Annotated in this window: 15 protein-coding genes, 6 tRNA genes and 1 other annotated feature; of the genes, 20 read left to right on the forward strand and 1 reads right to left on the reverse strand. The window is 47.1% G+C overall.

The window, feature by feature from the left end:
* Nucleotides 1-40: 40 nt before the first annotated feature.
* The 13 genes from DESHY_RS08465 (at nt 41) to DESHY_RS08525 (ending at nt 9,928) form a co-directional block, all read left to right on the forward strand.
* Nucleotides 41-862, forward strand: a complete 822-nt coding sequence (locus tag DESHY_RS08465; RefSeq protein WP_008411989.1) for an RMD1 family protein — start codon at nt 41-43, stop codon at nt 860-862.
* An 86-nt stretch (nt 863-948) separates the two neighbouring features.
* Nucleotides 949-2,190 (forward strand): HD-GYP domain-containing protein, encoded by a 1,242-nt coding sequence (locus tag DESHY_RS08470; RefSeq protein WP_008411990.1) that lies wholly within the window; start codon nt 949-951, stop codon nt 2,188-2,190.
* A 132-nt stretch (nt 2,191-2,322) separates the two neighbouring features.
* Complete coding sequence (gene pdxS, locus DESHY_RS08475) at nt 2,323-3,207, forward strand: pyridoxal 5'-phosphate synthase lyase subunit PdxS (RefSeq protein ID WP_008411991.1); 885 nt, start codon at nt 2,323-2,325, stop codon at nt 3,205-3,207.
* An 8-nt stretch (nt 3,208-3,215) separates the two neighbouring features.
* The gene (gene pdxT / locus DESHY_RS08480) at nt 3,216-3,782 is read left to right on the forward strand and encodes a pyridoxal 5'-phosphate synthase glutaminase subunit PdxT (protein WP_008411992.1); all 567 of its coding nucleotides are present in this window, start codon (nt 3,216-3,218) and stop codon (nt 3,780-3,782) included.
* Between the two features lie 219 nt (nt 3,783-4,001).
* Nucleotides 4,002-4,295, forward strand: coding sequence for a hypothetical protein (locus tag DESHY_RS08485; protein WP_008411993.1), 294 nt, complete (start codon nt 4,002-4,004; stop codon nt 4,293-4,295).
* A 96-nt stretch (nt 4,296-4,391) separates the two neighbouring features.
* Nucleotides 4,392-4,641 (forward strand) — a binding site (T-box leader).
* 82 nt (nt 4,642-4,723) lie between these two features.
* Complete coding sequence (locus DESHY_RS08490) at nt 4,724-5,881, forward strand: pyridoxal-phosphate-dependent aminotransferase family protein (RefSeq protein ID WP_048818035.1); 1,158 nt, start codon at nt 4,724-4,726, stop codon at nt 5,879-5,881.
* Nucleotides 5,878-7,461, forward strand: coding sequence for a phosphoglycerate dehydrogenase (gene serA / locus DESHY_RS08495; protein ID WP_008411995.1), 1,584 nt, complete (start codon nt 5,878-5,880; stop codon nt 7,459-7,461). Before DESHY_RS08490 ends, serA begins: the two co-directional genes overlap by 4 nt.
* A gap of 247 nt (nt 7,462-7,708) precedes the next feature.
* A complete protein-coding gene (serS, locus tag DESHY_RS08500) occupies nt 7,709-8,983 on the forward strand; it encodes a serine--tRNA ligase (RefSeq protein ID WP_008411996.1) in 1,275 nt (424 codons plus the stop codon).
* A gap of 107 nt (nt 8,984-9,090) precedes the next feature.
* Nucleotides 9,091-9,180, forward strand: a tRNA-Ser gene (locus tag DESHY_RS08505).
* Nucleotides 9,181-9,196: 16 nt separating this feature from the next.
* Nucleotides 9,197-9,290, forward strand: a tRNA-Ser gene (locus tag DESHY_RS08510).
* 298 nt (nt 9,291-9,588) lie between these two features.
* Nucleotides 9,589-9,665, forward strand: a tRNA-Arg gene (locus DESHY_RS08515).
* 53 nt (nt 9,666-9,718) lie between these two features.
* Nucleotides 9,719-9,795, forward strand: a tRNA-Arg gene (locus DESHY_RS08520).
* 56 nt (nt 9,796-9,851) lie between these two features.
* A tRNA-Arg gene (locus tag DESHY_RS08525) sits at nt 9,852-9,928 on the forward strand.
* Nucleotides 9,929-10,073: 145 nt separating this feature from the next.
* On the opposite strand, the gene DESHY_RS08530 is transcribed toward DESHY_RS08525, so the two are convergent.
* A complete protein-coding gene (locus DESHY_RS08530; protein WP_008411997.1) occupies nt 10,074-10,439 on the reverse strand; it encodes a hypothetical protein in 366 nt (121 codons plus the stop codon).
* A gap of 371 nt (nt 10,440-10,810) precedes the next feature.
* Between DESHY_RS08530 and tadA the strand changes: the two genes are divergently transcribed.
* The 7 genes from tadA to DESHY_RS08565 all read left to right on the forward strand — a co-directional run bounded on the left by tadA (nt 10,811) and on the right by DESHY_RS08565 (nt 16,241).
* Nucleotides 10,811-11,263 carry a tRNA adenosine(34) deaminase TadA gene (tadA, locus tag DESHY_RS08535; protein WP_008411998.1) on the forward strand — a complete coding sequence of 151 codons (453 nt, stop codon included), beginning with the start codon at nt 10,811-10,813 and terminating at the stop codon, nt 11,261-11,263.
* Nucleotides 11,264-11,266: 3 nt separating this feature from the next.
* A tRNA-Ser gene (locus tag DESHY_RS08540) sits at nt 11,267-11,360 on the forward strand.
* Between the two features lie 393 nt (nt 11,361-11,753).
* Entirely contained in the window at nt 11,754-11,993 is a 240-nt protein-coding gene (locus DESHY_RS08545; protein WP_008412000.1) for a type II toxin-antitoxin system Phd/YefM family antitoxin, read from the forward strand.
* Between the two features lie 218 nt (nt 11,994-12,211).
* Nucleotides 12,212-13,435: an IS21 family transposase gene (gene istA, locus DESHY_RS08550; protein ID WP_008409807.1), complete on the forward strand. Its 1,224-nt coding sequence runs from the start codon at nt 12,212-12,214 to the stop codon at nt 13,433-13,435.
* A complete protein-coding gene (gene istB / locus DESHY_RS08555) occupies nt 13,432-14,199 on the forward strand; it encodes an IS21-like element helper ATPase IstB (RefSeq protein ID WP_008409491.1) in 768 nt (255 codons plus the stop codon). Before istA ends, istB begins: the two co-directional genes overlap by 4 nt.
* Before the next feature lie 65 nt (nt 14,200-14,264).
* A complete protein-coding gene (locus DESHY_RS08560; protein WP_008412002.1) occupies nt 14,265-14,549 on the forward strand; it encodes a type II toxin-antitoxin system death-on-curing family toxin in 285 nt (94 codons plus the stop codon).
* A 294-nt stretch (nt 14,550-14,843) separates the two neighbouring features.
* On the forward strand, nt 14,844-16,241 hold the full coding sequence (locus tag DESHY_RS08565; protein ID WP_160162491.1) for a PAS domain-containing sensor histidine kinase: 1,398 nt from the start codon (nt 14,844-14,846) through the stop codon (nt 16,239-16,241).
* Nucleotides 16,242-16,271: the final 30 nt, after the last annotated feature.

The raw sequence follows: 16,271 nt of genomic DNA on the forward strand, positions 1-16,271 counted from the left end.
TAATAACACACGGAAAAATAAAAGATCGAGGAGAATAGTTATGCAGTCAATGGAATTTTTGGCAGTTTCAGTGGCGCAGGAATTAAACTTAAATTTAATTGCCCGGCATTTTGGTATTGAAAAAAAATACAAGTGGGAAGAGCCGCTGGTCCTTCAGGGTAAAGATTTAAAAGGAATTCTGGAAGATTATCACAATAAAAAGATTTACCTGTTTTACTTTGGTTGCCTGGTGGCGGTTAATGCAACCAAGTACGACCTGTCTGACATGTATAAATATCTATGCAAGATAGAGGATGCTTTGTCGCAAAGTGTAAATCACTTTGAATATATGGATTCTTATCGGCTGGAGATTAAAGCCGATGAAGACCTGCAAGTGCATAACGATGTTATGACAGCGCCCCGGCTGCTGGACTATTACCCGCAAATTATTGCCATTGTGCTGGCCAGATCAGTGGCCCTTGACCGCATTGAGGATGATGTGGAAAAGGTTTCTGACGAAATTGAAAAAATTATTGACTACCTGGATAAAGGAAAGCTAACTATTAACGACCATCAGCTGGCTAAATTGTCGGCGCAAATCCTCCGGTTTAAGTACAACACCATTTCCTATGTCATGGTTTTAGATAAACCTGATATTACCTGGTACCGTGAAGAAGCTGAAGAAATATTTTTAAAGTTAACTGATCTTTTTGATATTCAAGAGAGATATGAAAGTTTGCGCCATAAGACTGAAAATGTTATGAACATTACCGAGGTGTTTACTATTTTGGCCCATGCCCAGCGAGGCACCCGGCTGGAGTGGATGATTATTATCTTAATTGCCATAGAAATTGTTATTTCTCTGTTGGAAAAATTACTTTAGGTGACATAAAATTACATACCGCAACAGGTATTTAGCCAGGACAGGTCGAATTATTGCAATGCCAAAAAGTTCCACAGGAGACGGTTATGCCATCTTTAATAACTAATTACTATAAATTATTAAGCTCTTTGAGTCTGGCTATGGACTTTAACAGCCACGGCCTTATGCGTCACCATCAGAGGGTGGCGCTAATGGCTTTGCAAATAGGAAAATTATATGGTTTATCATCTGCCCAATTGGAGAAACTGTTTACAGCGGCCATTTTGCATGATGCGGGATCCAGCACCTGGGAAGAAAAAAACCAGTTAACCGAATTTTTAGCCGGCGGTACCCTCAATCACTGTAAAAAAGGATACGGGCTTTTTTACGGGCATTCTTTGTTTGGTGCCGTGGCGGATATTATTTTACATCACCATGACCGCTGGGACGGCCTAAATAATGCATGCGGTCTGCGGGGGGAACAAATTCCCATAGAAAGCCGCATCATCCACCTGGCGGACCGGATAGATGTTTTAATCAGGGACGATGTTTACATATTAGAACAAAAGAAATATATTTGCCGGCGCATAAATGAAGAAAGCAGCCGCCTGTTTGACCCCCGGTTGGTGGAGGCTTTTAATGATCTCAGTGCCAGAGAATGCTTTTGGCTGGACCTGCAGGCGGAATTTATGGCTGACATTTTGGCGCACCATTGCCCGGTGACCGCCAAAGAACTTGGTTTATCTGAAGTTACCGCAGTGGCGGAGACGGTGGCCCGCGTAATTGACTTTAAAAGCCCCTTTACCCGCCGGCATTCGGGCGGTGTAGCCAGGGTAGCCCGCCTGCTGGCTGCCCGGGCCGGTTTTTCTGAACAGCATTGTGATATTGTAAAAGTGGCCGGCTTGCTGCATGATTTAGGGAAACTGGGTGTACCTGATGCCATACTGAACAAGCCGGGCAAGCTTACAGAGTCGGAATACAACATAATGAAAAAGCACACCTATTATACTTTTCAAATTTTAAAAATGATTGATGGATTTGATACCATCAATCACTACGCTTCCTGCCACCACGAAACCCTTAACGGTATGGGGTACCCTTTTAAATTAGACAGATCAGACTTAAAAACAGGGGCCAGAATTGTGGCAGTGGCGGATATTTTTACTGCTTTGACCGAAGAACGTCCCTACCGTCAACCCTTAGCTAAAGAGCAGGTAATTAATATAATGGCCAACCAGGTAAAAAAAGGCGCCATTGACGGAGAGTTAACGGACCTTTTATTAGCTGATTACCGGGAAGCATGGTTGGCTGGCCAGGGTGATTGTGTCAATATATTAAATAGTCGTTGACGTTTGTGTGATCCGGTAAGTCTATATTTTTTGGATATTCAAGATAACATAAGCAAAAACTTGTCAGGCAAGGTAGAATAAATTAAAATTAATAATCAGTGAGTAAAACTCTATTTTTTGGAGGGAAATATCGTGGCTGAAAAGGGTACATGGACCGTCAAAAAAGGTCTGGCTGAAATGCTAAAGGGCGGCGTTATTATGGATGTTACTACGCCGGAACAGGCAAAGATTGCTGAAGAGGCCGGCGCCTGCGCTGTTATGGCGTTGGAAAGAGTTCCTGCAGACATCCGGGCTGCCGGCGGTGTAGCCAGGATGGCAGATCCCAATGTAATTTTGCGCATTATGGATGCCGTTACCATACCGGTGATGGCAAAAGCCCGCATTGGACACTTTGTGGAGGCCCAAATACTGGAAGCACTGGGTGTTGACTACATTGACGAAAGTGAAGTACTGACACCGGCTGATGAAGTATTCCACATTAACAAACACGATTTTAAAGTACCTTTTGTGTGTGGTGCCAGAAACCTGGGAGAAGCCCTGCGCCGCATCGGCGAGGGAGCTGCCATGATCCGTACCAAAGGGGAACCCGGTACCGGCAACGTGGTAGAAGCTGTCCGCCATATGAGACAGGTTATGAGCGAAATCCGCATGGTACAACACATGCCTAAAGATGAGTTAATGACCGCAGCCAAAGAAATGGGTGCACCCTACGACCTGGTGGTACAGGTGCATGAATTGGGGCGGCTGCCTGTGGTTAATTTTGCCGCCGGCGGTATTGCTACCCCGGCAGATGCTGCTTTGATGATGCAGCTTGGCTGCGACGGCATATTTGTAGGTTCCGGTATCTTTAAGTCGAAAGACCCGGTAGCCCGGGCCAAGGCCATTGTAGCTGCCACCACCCATTATAATGATCCGCAAGTTCTGGCCGAAATTTCCAAAGACCTGGGTGAAGCAATGCCGGGCATTGAAATTGCTACCATTGCCGCTGAACAGCGGATGCAAGAAAGAGGATGGTAGATAACAAAATGGTAATAGGCGTTTTAGCACTGCAGGGTGCCTTTATCGAACACCAGAAAGCACTGGCTGCCTGTGGGGTAGCAAGCAGGCAGGTGCGTAAACCGGAGCAGTTGGCGGGTATTCAGGGGTTAATTATCCCCGGCGGTGAAAGCACCACCATGGGCAAATTAATGCACCGGTTTGCCTTGTTTGAACCCCTGCAGGAATTGGGGCGGCAGGGCCTGCCTATTTTTGGCACCTGTGCCGGTTTGATTATGCTGGCCAAAGAAATTGCCGGGTCAAACCAGCCTCGCTTGGGCTTGCTGGATATCGAGGTGGAGCGAAATGCCTTTGGCCGGCAGGTAGAAAGTTTTGAAACCGGCCTTGAAGTGCCTGAGCTGGGACAACAACCCCTGCGGGCTGTCTTTATCCGAGCTCCCTACATCAAAAGGGTGGCGGACAATGTACAGGTAATGGCAACCTATCAAGATAAAATTGTGCTGGCCCGCCAGCATAATTGCCTGGTTGCGGCCTTTCACCCGGAATTGACGGACGATCTGAGGCTGCACCGTTACTTCTTAAACATGATTAAGTAAATTTTAACCCGTATCACCCTAAGTGGTACGGGTTTGTTGTTTATAATAAAAACAACAGTAAATAATTGGAAATATAAAACCGAAGGAAAAAATAACCACAAACTTTAAAAAACAGGCTGTAGCGTTAAATAAACATCCTAAATGGAATTATATGGAAAATAATTTATATGGTAAACTAAATTTGACGCTGACTTGGCGGCGTTCAGGAGGTGAACGAAAATGAAGTTTATCAACCTGAACAAGCCCGGCAAGTGGCTGATTACGGTGGCGGTAATATGTTCCTTTTTGTTTGGCACCCTGTTAGAGAATAAATTACATGCGGTGCAAAACTTGCAAAATGCCGTCGAAAACGTAACTGCCGTTATCTTGCCGGCCGGCAACAAATTTATAGAAAGGTTTGATGCCTACTACAAAAAAGCAGAAAAGACTTATGATGCGTTAAAAATCGGAACGGCTATCAGTATTGCCATCGTTTTGAACACACTGCCCAAATCAAATAACCGGGGGCCTTAACAAGGAGGGTAGCAGAAAATTATAAAAAATTAACATATCCATTATTGACAAACAAAAGTCTCCTGTGTAAAATCATTTACATGATAAAGGACATCGAGAAACCCAGCGAAGGGGAAAAGTAATTTAAGCCTGTTCTTTCAGAGAGCCGGTGGGTGGTGCGAACCGGCAGAGGGTTTAAGTGAATTCCTCCCCGGAGGGGATCCGCCGAAAAACAGCGAGACAGATAAAAGAGCTGCCAGTAGGTGGATACGGGAAGACACCCGTTATAACAAATGAGTGGGTCAGAAGTTTTTAGTTTCTGACCAACAAGGGTGGCAACGCGGGAGCATAACCTCTCGTCCCTAATGGACTATCATCCGTTAGGGGCGGGAGGTTTTTATATTTCCCCCCCGGCGGGTAACAAACAATTTTTACTGGAGGGATTGTTGATCATGCAAGACAAAAAGTATCTCTTAATTCCGGGACCGACACCAATTCCCCCCCGGGTGGCAGAGGCCATGTCGCGGCCTGTTATCGGGCACCGCAGCGCTGAGTTTCAGGCTGTGATGGAACGAGTAACAGGCAAACTGCAGCAGGTGTTTCAAACCAAAAACCACGTCTTTATTCAGGGCAGTTCCGGCACCGGTGCTTTGGAAGCAGCTGTGGCCAACCTGGTTAATCCCGGGGATAAAGTGCTGGCCCTGTCCTGCGGCAAGTTTGGCGAACGTTTTGCGGAACTGGCCAGAATTTACGGCGGCGAAGTAGATTTTGTGGATTTTGGCTGGGGTTATGATATTGACCTGAATGTGGTGAAAAAGAAATTAGATGCCGACCCAGCGATAAAAGTGGTGCTGGCTACCCAGAACGAAACTTCCACCGGCGTGCAAAACGATATTGAAGGTTTAGGCAAGCTGGTGGCCGAGTATAATGCGGTGCTGGCGGTAGATGCTGTCAGCGGACTGGCTGCCATCGACCTGCGGACGGACGAGTGGCATGTGGATGTGGTGGTCAGCGGTTCGCAAAAAGCATTTATGCTGCCCCCGGGGCTGGCTTTTATCAGTGTCAGCGATAAAGCCTGGCAAAAAATTGAGCAAAATACATCTCCCAAGTATTATTTTGATTTACTGAAAGCCCGCAAATCCATTGCTAAATGGAATACTGCCTATACCACGCCGGTTACCATGGTTTTTGGCCTGGAAGCAGCCCTGGATATGATTTTGGAAGAAGGTCTGGATAACGTGTTTGCCCGTCATAAGCTGTTGGCTAAAGCTACCCGGGCTGCCATCCAGGGTTTGGGACTGGAGCTGCTGGCGCCGGACGAATGTGCCTCCCAGGCTGTTACCGCCGTACAATCACCCATGGTGGTAGATGCCGATACCTTGCGTAAGGTACTGCTGCGGGATTACGGCGTTACTTTTGCCGGCGGCCAGGACAAAATGAAAGGCAAGATTTTCCGCATTGCTCATATGGGTTATGCCGATAAAATGGACGTTATTATTGCCATTGCTGCCCTGGAAATGGCTTTAGGCAAATGCGGCTATAAAGCTGAACTGGGTGCCGGTGTCAGAGAAGCGCAAATGGTATTTGTAGGAGGCGAGCACGCATGATGAAAGTATTAGTAATGGACGGTGTGGCAGAACAGGGTTTGGTGCCTTTACGCCGGCAACCTGATATTGAAGTGGTAATTGGCGAAAAAATGACTGAAGACCAACTGGTGGAAGTAATTGGCCAGTATGACGCCTTAATTGTCCGCAGCGCCACCAAGGTAACTGCCCGGGTGATAGAAGCAGCCAATAAATTAAAAGTGATTGGCCGGGCCGGCGTAGGGGTTGACAACATCGACCGCAACGCTGCCACCAACAAAGGTATTGTGGTGGTTAACGCCCCGGATGGCAACACCATTGCCGCAGCCGAACATACCATGGCCATGATGCTGGCCCTGGCCCGCAAAGTACCGGCTGCCTGCGGCAAGCTGAAAAACGGCTGCTGGGATAAAAAAGCCTTCCTGGGTGTTGAGTTGCGAGGGAAAACCCTGGGTATTATCGGTCTTGGCCGCATAGGTTCGGCGGTGGCCAAGCGGGCCCAGGCGATGGAAATGCACATTATTGCTTATGATCCCTATATTGCGGAAGAACACGCCAGAAAAATGGCGGTGGAAATAGTCACCCTGCAAGAACTGTTTAAACGGGCAGATTTTATTACGGTGCATATGCCCAAAACCAAAGAAACCTATCATATGATTAATAAAGAAGCCTTTGAACAGATGAAAGACGGGGTGCGCATTATTAACTGCGCCCGGGGCGGTATTATTGATGAAGCTGCCCTGTACGAATATATGGTTAACGGCAAAGTGGCGGGAGCAGCGCTGGACGTTTTTGAAACCGAGCCCTGCACCGACAGCCCGTTACTGCAGCTGGAAAACTTTATTGCCACCCCGCACCTGGGCGCCTCTACCCAGGAAGCCCAGATAAATGTGGCGGTGGATGTGGCGGAAGAAATTGTTGCAGCCTTGCGGGGTGAATTGGTGAAAAATGCCGTCAACATGCCTTCCATGAGCCCCAAGCTGCTGGCTAAAATCCGCCCCTTCCTTGACCTGGCAGAAAAACTTGGTACCTTCCAGGCGCAAATGCTGAACGGCCGGCTTCAAAAGGTAGAGGTTATTTACAGCGGCGAGTTAGCTAAATATGATGTTAATCCTATCACGACCATTTTATTGAAGGGATTGCTGGATCCCATCCTGCAAGAAAACGTTAACTTTGTTAACGCCACCCTGGTGGCTCGCAACCGTGGTATTACGGTTGTGCAAACCACCAAGGAGAACGGAGAAGACTATCATAATCTGATTACCGTTCATGTTTATACCGACAAAGGCCGGCGGCTGCTGGCAGGCACCATGTTCCAGGGCAACGACCCCAGGATTGTCAATATTGACGGCTTCCGCATCAACGCTGCCACCGGCGGCCACATGCTGGTGGTGCCCCATATTGACAAACCCGGCATTGTCGGCAAGGTGGGTACCATTGTGGGCGATAAAAACATCAACATCGGCGGTATGCAGGTGGGACGTGTGGAACTGGGCGGCAAAGCCATTATGGTGATGATGGTGGACAACATTGTGCCCCAGGATGCCCTGGATGAAATGGCCCGTATCGACGGTGTATTGGAAGTAAAAATGGTCAGCTTGTAATATAAAACAGTGAGAGACTAGAGGCGCCCCGCAAGGCAGCCAAAGTCTCTCACTTTTTTTAAGGCTTGCAACTGCCTTCAACCGCCCTGCGCCGGTCCGCTTGCTTGCTCTTTTCAAGGTTGCAGCCCAGCCTATTGTTTTACAAAGGGATGGGGTTGTAGTATAATACAGAAGGAAAATTTTGCAGTTTTTCGCCACATTAATACCAGGCAACTAAATTCCTGCTAAATTTGTAGGGGGCAGATCAATGTTAGATATTAAATTAGTCCGCAGCAATCCCGAACTGGTACTGGAAGGTCTGAGAAAACGGGGCTCAGACATATCTTTGGATGAATTTTTACAACTGGACGCCCGGCGCCGGGAAAAGCTGGTGGTGGTCGAACAGTTAAAAAACACCCGTAACGTGGTTTCACAAGAGATTGGCAAACTGAAAAAAGCAGGCCAGGATGCTGCAGCCAAACAGCAAGAAATGCGCCAGGTATCCCAACAGATAAAGGATTTGGATGACGAAATAAGAACGCTGGAGGAAAGGCTGCAGGAAATCCTGCTGTCAATTCCCAACATCCCGCATGAATCTGTGCCGGAAGGCAAAGATGACCAGGATAACCAGGAAGTACGCCGCTGGGGCAAACCCCGGCAGTTTGAGTTTGCTCCCAAAGCCCATTGGGATTTGGGCGAAGCTCTGGATATTATTGATTTTGAACGGGGCGGCAAGGTAACCGGCGCCAGGTTTGCATTTTATAAAGGGTTGGGAGCCCGCCTGGAACGTGCCTTAATTAACTTTATGCTGGATTTACATACCCGGGAGCACGGCTACACTGAAGTTTTTCCGCCTTTTATCGTCAATGCCGACAGCATGGTGGGCACCGGTCAGTTGCCTAAATTTGCGGAAGATATGTTTAAGCTGGAAGGTTTAAACTATTACCTGATTCCCACCGCCGAGGTACCGGTAACCAACCTGTACCGGGAAGAAATCCTGCCGGCCGACAAGCTGCCCATCTATCACTGCGCCTACAGCGCCTGTTTCCGGGCGGAAGCCGGGGCAGCCGGCCGGGACACCCGCGGTTTGATCCGCCAGCACCAGTTTAACAAAGTAGAACTGGTAAAATTCTGCAAACCGGAAGAATCCTTTGATGAACTGGAGCGCTTAACAGCCAATGCAGAAAAGGTATTGCAAGCACTGGGCCTGCCTTACCGGGTGGTGCTGCTGTGTACCGGCGATATGGGCTTTTCTTCCGCCAAAACCTATGATATAGAAGTATGGTTGCCCAGTTATAATGCTTACAAAGAAATATCCTCCTGCAGCAACTTCCTTGACTTCCAGGCCAGGCGGGCCAACATTAAGTACCGTCCGGCACCTAAAGCCAAACCGGAATTTGTGCACACCTTAAACGGTTCCGGTATTGCTGTAGGACGGGCCTTATCGGCCATCCTGGAAAACTACCAGGAAGCAGACGGCAGCATCACCGTGCCGCCGGTGTTGGTGCCATATATGGGCGGCATTGAGAAGATTAGCCTGTAAAACCATGAATAACTCTTAACAATTAAATTGACAAACAGGTTTTGCCTGTGTTATACTCTATCTTGCTTGGGGTTTCGGGCTGTTTTGGAGGAATCACCTCCGGGTTCGGAGGGATGTCCGAGCGGTTTAAGGAGGCGGTCTTGAAAACCGTTGAACTCTTACGGGTTCCGTGGGTTCGAATCCCACTCCCTCCGCCAGGTAAGATAGAATTACGGAGAGCTGGCCGAGTAGGCTGAAGGCGCTCGCCTGCTAAGCGAGTATACGGGGTAAACCTGTATCGAGGGTTCGAATCCCTCGCTCTCCGCCACATAAGCAAACCGTTGGCAAAACAGCTAACGGTTTGTTGTTTTTCCTGCCTGAGAAGCTAACAACTTTAAAATTGGCAAAAAACAACCGACCTGTGCATAAAGCCTGAACAGTGTCAACATGGTTTTTCTCAAAATCTGATCAAGTGGCGACGCTGGCAATTATAGGCCAGACAAAGGAGTAATATTTGCATAAATGTAATACAGCCACATAATTACAGTTGATTTTTCTTTTCAACTTGTTATATAATAAGTTTTGTGACAGGGACACCTGTTGTTTCTATAAGCTCCTTGCAATATGTGCCTGTAGCTCAATTGGATAGAGCATCTGACTACGGATCAGAAGGTTAGGGGTTCGAGTCCCTTCAGGCACGCCATAAATGCTTGACATAGCTGCAAAACTGTGATAATATTTGTTTTGCCTTTATATGTGCCTGTAGCTCAATTGGATAGAGCATCTGACTACGGATCAGAAGGTTAGGGGTTCGAGTCCCTTCAGGCACGCCACTGTCATAATGTTGTTAGTTCTAAGTGGGTATTTGGAGCTAACAACTTATTTATATGCGCCCGTAGCTCAGGTGGATAGAGCAGCGGTTTCCTAAACCGCGTGTCGGTGGTTCGAGTCCTCCCGGGCGCACCATTTACAGTAAAAGCAAAAAGCACTGCTGCGACAGCGCAGTGCTTTTGTAATTTAACAGGAACGGCTGACCCGATACCCATAAACCCATAAACAGGTTCCGGCAGCGGTTGCACGGCTTCGGTCTGGTGCAAGCCGTTTGCAGGTGCTATTCGGTTTTAATTAACTCATCGAAACGGCAAATCATAAGCGTAACATAGCAGGAAATTACCGGTACAATAACTAACTGTATAAAAACATTGTAAGCATTTAAGCCGGTTTTGCCGATAAGACTGTTATTGCAATACAGGTTGGTCAAACAAAGCACACCCACATAAAGGTAGCCCAAAGTAATTTTTTTTGCTAACAGCATACAGGAACCGTTTCTGTGACAATACAAAACATACAGCCAGGCATTACAACACAGTACCGCCGGAGCAATTAACATCAGCCAGTGCGAGCTAAAGCCGTGCCAGAGCAAAAAAACCGAGGTGTTGGCTAAGCCAAACAGAGTGCCAAAAAACACTTCTTTCACAGGTGGCACCTCCTTTCAATAAGTTAGTTTTAATATGTAATAAAAATAAGATTTATTGTTTTATTATGCAAAAATTTATTTAAACAACAAACATCTTTTATAACTATAATAAAGCATTGTATGTATATTCTATGTCGAAAGAAATAAGCAGTTGATAAAAATTTTTCACTGCTCTTTTTGGCTTGATTCCGGGTTATTTTAATTGCTGCATCAACTATGTTGTCACTGCCTTGCTCACGCCGAATCAGTTCTGGAACAGGTCTTGAGAATTAGTGCGGTATATGCTATAATTACGGTTGTTTACGGGCTAAATGCCCGGGTACCCCTTTAAGCAGGGTAAACCGACTAGAAGCTGTTAAGGGGTTTTGGCCTTGACACATGCTGACTACATGCAGGAAGCGCTGGCAGAGGCCAGGCAGGCGGCTGCCAAGGGCGAGGTGCCTATTGGTGCTGTGGTGGTGGTAAACGGGCTAATTGTCGGACGGGGCCATGATTTGCGGGAAAGCCTGTGCGATGCCTCTGCCCATGCCGAAATACTGGCCATGCGGCAAGCGGCCGGGCGGTTAGGCGATTGGCGCTTAAACAATGCCACCCTCTACGTTACAGTGGAACCCTGTGCCATGTGTGCCGGTGCCATCACGCAATTTCGGGTGCAGCGATTAGTTTATGGCGCCCCCAATGCTAAGTTTGGTTCGGTTGATTCGGTGCTTAATATCCTGCAGCAGCCGCGCTTTAACCACCGGGTTGAGGTAATTGCCGGCATCCTGGAGGATGAGTGCCGTGCCATCCTGCAGCAGTTTTTTCGCACATTAAGAAATAAGTAATTCGGAGAGTTGGCCGAGCTGGTCGAAGGCGCTCGACTCGAAATCGAGTAGGCCGTGATGAGCGGTCTCTAGGGTTCGAATCCCTAACTCTCCGCCACTTGAGAACCGCTTTACTTAACTAAAGTAAGGCGGTTTTTTTATGCTATTTCACAAAAATTTCACATAAGATTTCACAAAACAAAAATTCATTTCATATTATTGGAGATAGACAAAGCCATCGGTTCCCGTATCCTGGAGCGGGGCAAAGGAAATACGGTGATTATTGAGGGTCAAGCATGCAACTTCTGCTTACTGAAGGTGAACCGGACCTCGCGCCACCTGAGATGATTGCAAAGGAGTGGGCCGTAGCAACAGCCAACCGGTAATCTGTTAGCAGTGTACATTTACTAAATAATGGGTAACAAAAATGTAACAACTATGAATAAATTTTAGGTTAAATAAATCCTAATTATAGTATAATAAAAGTAATAAACTCTAAGAAGGTGGTCATATGAATATAAACACAGACTGCATAGTAAGTATTTCGGATGCTAACCAGAACTTCTCTAGAATTGCTCGTCTTGTTGACGAAAAGAAAAAAGTTATTGTAATGAAGAACAATAAACCGCGGTATCTTATTATTGATTTTGACGATTATGAAGCCCAGCGGGCAGAAGAAATGAAGCTTGATAAAATAGCCGATAACATTTTAGAAAAGAACCTCAATGCCTTTAAGAGGTTGGCAGAATGAAATGGCTTTCCATTGATTATATTCTCAAATTACATGAAAAAATGATACAAAGAACTGGAGGTGCACCTGGTTTAAGAGACATAAAATTACTTCAGTCAGCTATTTATGTCACCGCCGGGATATAATTGACCCAGGTTCGCCGGAAAGAAAATGACCCACCCTTAGCGAATATATCCCCTTCGTAATTAACGGCCAAGTTAATCTTCGGAGGGAGACACATGCTAAGGAGTGGGATAGTGATATCGTTACATACCATGAGGGCAGAAGGCAAGAGTATTCGTGAAATTGCCCGTCTAACGGGGCATTCTCGAAATACAGTTCGCCGATATCTCCGGGGTGAATTCTCCCCCGAAAAGGGAACCCGTAAATCTCGTGGTTCCAAGCTTGATCCGTATAAACCGTTCCTGCAGGAACGTCTTCAAGAAGGTATCTATAACTGCGAGGTTTTATTCGATCTTCTACGAGAAAAGGGGTATACCGGGGGACGTACCATCTTGAAAGACTATGTGAAGGACTTCCGTCCTCCCAAACAAGTTCCCGCTGTTCTTCGTTACGAGACGAAACCTGGTGAATATGCACAGGTCGACTGGGGACTGTGTGATTACGTAGATTTGGACGGTACAGTCCGAAAAGTGCCGGTATTTGTCATGGTATTGGGGTACTCTCGTTCCACCTATATAGAGTTCACTAAGCGTTGTGACATTCACAGCTTTCTTCGTTGCTTGATTCATGCTTTTGAATATTTTGGGGGCATCCCAAAGGTAATGCTGACCGACCAGATGAAAACCGTCGTACTGGGCATGGGAGATGATCGAAAACCTCGCTGGCATCCGCTTTTTGCCGACTTTGCTGCAGCGATTGGGCTTGTTCCAAAAGTATGCAAAGTTCGACGCCCCGAAACAAAGGGAAAAGTGGAACGAGGCGTTCAATACGTAAAAAACAACTTTCTTCCTGGCAAACGCTTCGTTGATTTACAGGATCTCAATCAACAAGCCCTACACTGGTGCGAGCGGATTAACCGCCGTATTCATGGAACAACCGGCGAACGTCCCATCGACCGACTCCGTGAGGAAAATCTGTCGCCTATCCCTTCAGCTGAACGATGGGAAAAATACTTGCATGAACCAAGACAGGTCAGCCGAGACGGATTTGTTAGCTACGATGGTGTACGATATGGGGTTCCATGGAGGTACAGTGGACGTGAGGGTACCGTGCGAGAAGTGAATGGGTGGGTGGAAATCTGGGCCGACGGCACATGTATTGCTCGACACCAAAAGGTCTATCGATCCCGTGCAACTGTTTTTTGTGAAAACCAGTATGCAGGTCTTACGACTGCTCAAGGATATGCCTATCCACGTCCGCAAGCCCGACAGATTTCATCGCAGCAAGTGGAAGTGCGTTCGCTGGATGTCTATGAGCAGCTGACGGGGGTGGGAGCATGATTGAACTGGAACAAGCACGGCTACGTCTCGAGGAACTTGGGCTTCAGCAAGCGGCTCTACTCTTGGATGCCCATTTGGAAGCGGCAAGTCATGGACAGCCCACCTATCTGTCCTTTCTCAACATGCTTCTAGATGCAGAGATAGCGGAACGTCAAAAACGGAATATGGAGGTACGCACCAAACTCGCACACTTGCCTTACCGAAAAACGCTGGAGGAGTTCGATTTTGCTTTCCAACCCAGCATTGACGAACGGTTGATTCGAGAGCTGGCCACGATGACTTTTGTAACCCGACACGAGAATGTCTTGTTCTTAGGGCCTCCCGGAGTAGGAAAAAGTCATCTGGCGGTGGCGTTGGCTGTAGAAGCCATCTCGCAAGGGATATCCGTTTACTTTGTCAGTCTCTCGCAACTCATCGAAGATCTGCGAAAAGCTTACACGGAAAACAGGCTGGATAAACGCCTACGCATCTATATTCGACCAAAGCTCCTGATTATTGACGAAATTGGTTACTTACCGTTTGACAGTTTGGCAGCTAACCTCTTTTTCCAGGTAGTAAGTGCAAGATACGAGAGAGGGAGTATTCTGTTGACCAGCAACAAGAGTTTCGGTGAATGGGGGGAACTGATGGGCGATCCGATACTTGCTACGGCTATCCTGGATCGGCTCTTACACCATTCCCACATCGTCAATATTAGGGGGAATAGTTACCGACTTCGTGAGAAGATGAGGACTGGAGCCTACGGCTCCCCCTCTACCACCTAACCAACAAAAAATCGCCGGGTGGGTCAATTCTAAACCGGCGATGGTGGGTCAAAATAAAGTCGGCGTTGACAATTTACAATGCCCAGGCAACCTTTGAAGGACAAGATCTTTACCCGGATATAGAAAGTAAAATAGCTGCTATATGTTACGGGATCATTAACAACCATCCTTTCGTTGATGGTAATAAGCGGATGGGTATTTACTTAATGCTAATCCTGCTGGACTATAACGATTATCGTATTGAATATATCGAGGATGAACTTGTAGATTTAGGATTTGCCATAGCGGAGGGTATATTATCTAAGGAGTATATAACCCGTTGGATTAAAGAACATAGTGTAACAAAGTAGTTGTTACACATTTCAATAATATAGCGACATAAAGGCCAGGATAAGCAAAAGCTGGCCGAAACTATGGCGGCAGGCAGCAGCCAAAAATAATACTTTTGCTTAAAACCCAAAGGCTCGGCATGGTTTATTCAATGCCGGGCTTTTGATTTAAAACAAAGGATTTTGTCATTATGCGTAGAAATGTACTAATCATATTTCAAGTTAACCTGAAGCCGGGAGCGTTTAGATGAGATGGCGGAGCTAAGGCAATGTGTGCAACCTGCCCAAACTGAATCAAACAACAGACGAAAACCGGTGCTAACAGAGGAACAATTACTGTATTTATTGGACAAATCCCCTGTTATTTTTTTTACCTGCCAGGCCGGGGGTGACTGGCGGCCCCGTTTTATCAGCAGCAATATAAGAGACGTATTTGGTTATGAAGCGGCAGATTTTATGCAGCCCCATTTTTTCCTGCAGCGTATTCACCCGGCCGACTTAAACCAAGTGGCGGCAGCTCAAAACAAGCTGCTGCAGGAAGGAGCGGCAGAGGGGGTTTTTCGCTTCCGCTGTGCCGACGGAACATATAAATGGACCTATAAACAAGCCAAACTGCTGTTTGACCGGGATAACAAGCCGTCGGAAGTTATCGGCTACTGGGTTGATATTGATGAACGCAAGAGGTTTGAAATATCCCTTAAGTTAACCAACCAGAAAATAACCAATATTTTAGAGCGCATTACAGATTGTTTTTTTGCGCTGGATAACGATTGGCGGTTTACATATATTAACAAAGAAGCAGAGAAATATTTCAATATCGACAAAACATACCTGCTGGGAAAATGTATTTGGGACATTTTCCCTAAAACCATCGAAACAGATTTTGGCAGCTATTGCCTCAGGGCCAAAACCAGCCAGTTGCCGGTTTGTTTTGAGTACCGGTCGGTGTATTACGATAAATGGTGCGAGATGAATATTTACCCCGCCCCTGACGGTCTGTCGGTTTACTTCAGGGATATTACCGGCCGTAAAGAAAATGATCAAAAACTGGCCCGGCTGGACAGGCTTAACCTGGTGGGGCAAATGGCGGCGGGCCTGGCCCATGAGATTAGAAACCCCTTAACCACTGTGCGGGGATTCCTGCAGATACTGGGAGAAAAAGCGGACTGCCGGCAATATAAAAAATATTATGCTTTAATGATAGAAGAATTGGACCGGGCCAACGGCATCATCAGCGAGTTTCTCTCCCTGGCCAGGAATAAAAAAGCCAATTTGCGCCTGCACAACTTAAATGACATCCTGCGGGCGGTATCCGAGTTAATCCGGGCGGATGCCTTAAACAGCAATAAAAATGTGATCATACAAACCGCCCCGTTGCCCGATTTGCTGCTGGACGCCAAGGATATCAGACAGCTGCTGCTGAACCTGGTGCGCAACGGCTTGGAAGCCATGGCTCCCGGGGGCACGCTTACGGTCAAAACCTATCTGGATAAGCAGGAGGTTGTGCTGGCGGTACAAGACCAGGGCAGCGGCATTGATCCGTCTGTAATTGAAAAACTGGGCACGCCGTTTTTGACCACCAAAGAAACGGGAACCGGCCTGGGGTTGGCGGTTTGCTACGGCATTGCCCGGCGGCATGGGGCTGCCATTGATTTTACCACGGGTTCCGAGGGAACAACTTTTTATGTAAAATTCAGGACTCATGAATTATAACTGCAAAGGAAATGCGCAAGCCGGCTTTTA

This window comes from Desulforamulus hydrothermalis Lam5 = DSM 18033, from assembly GCF_000315365.1.
Lineage (GTDB): Bacteria > Bacillota > Desulfotomaculia > Desulfotomaculales > Desulfotomaculaceae > Desulfotomaculum > Desulfotomaculum hydrothermale.

What these genes read in the sequence shown, in the direction of transcription:
- DESHY_RS08465 (WP_008411989.1), top strand. Translation starts at nt 41, where the DNA reads ATGCAGTCAATGGAATTTTTGGCAGTTTCAGTGGCGCAGGAATTAAAC.
- DESHY_RS08470 (WP_008411990.1), top strand. Translation starts at nt 949, where the DNA reads ATGCCATCTTTAATAACTAATTACTATAAATTATTAAGCTCTTTGAGT.
- pdxT (WP_008411992.1), top strand. Translation starts at nt 3,216, where the DNA reads ATGGTAATAGGCGTTTTAGCACTGCAGGGTGCCTTTATCGAACACCAG.
- DESHY_RS08485 (WP_008411993.1), top strand. Translation starts at nt 4,002, where the DNA reads ATGAAGTTTATCAACCTGAACAAGCCCGGCAAGTGGCTGATTACGGTG.
- serA (WP_008411995.1), top strand. Translation starts at nt 5,878, where the DNA reads ATGATGAAAGTATTAGTAATGGACGGTGTGGCAGAACAGGGTTTGGTG.
- serS (WP_008411996.1), top strand. Translation starts at nt 7,709, where the DNA reads ATGTTAGATATTAAATTAGTCCGCAGCAATCCCGAACTGGTACTGGAA.
- DESHY_RS08545 (WP_008412000.1), top strand. Translation starts at nt 11,754, where the DNA reads ATGAATATAAACACAGACTGCATAGTAAGTATTTCGGATGCTAACCAG.
- istA (WP_008409807.1), top strand. Translation starts at nt 12,212, where the DNA reads ATGCTAAGGAGTGGGATAGTGATATCGTTACATACCATGAGGGCAGAA.
- istB (WP_008409491.1), top strand. Translation starts at nt 13,432, where the DNA reads ATGATTGAACTGGAACAAGCACGGCTACGTCTCGAGGAACTTGGGCTT.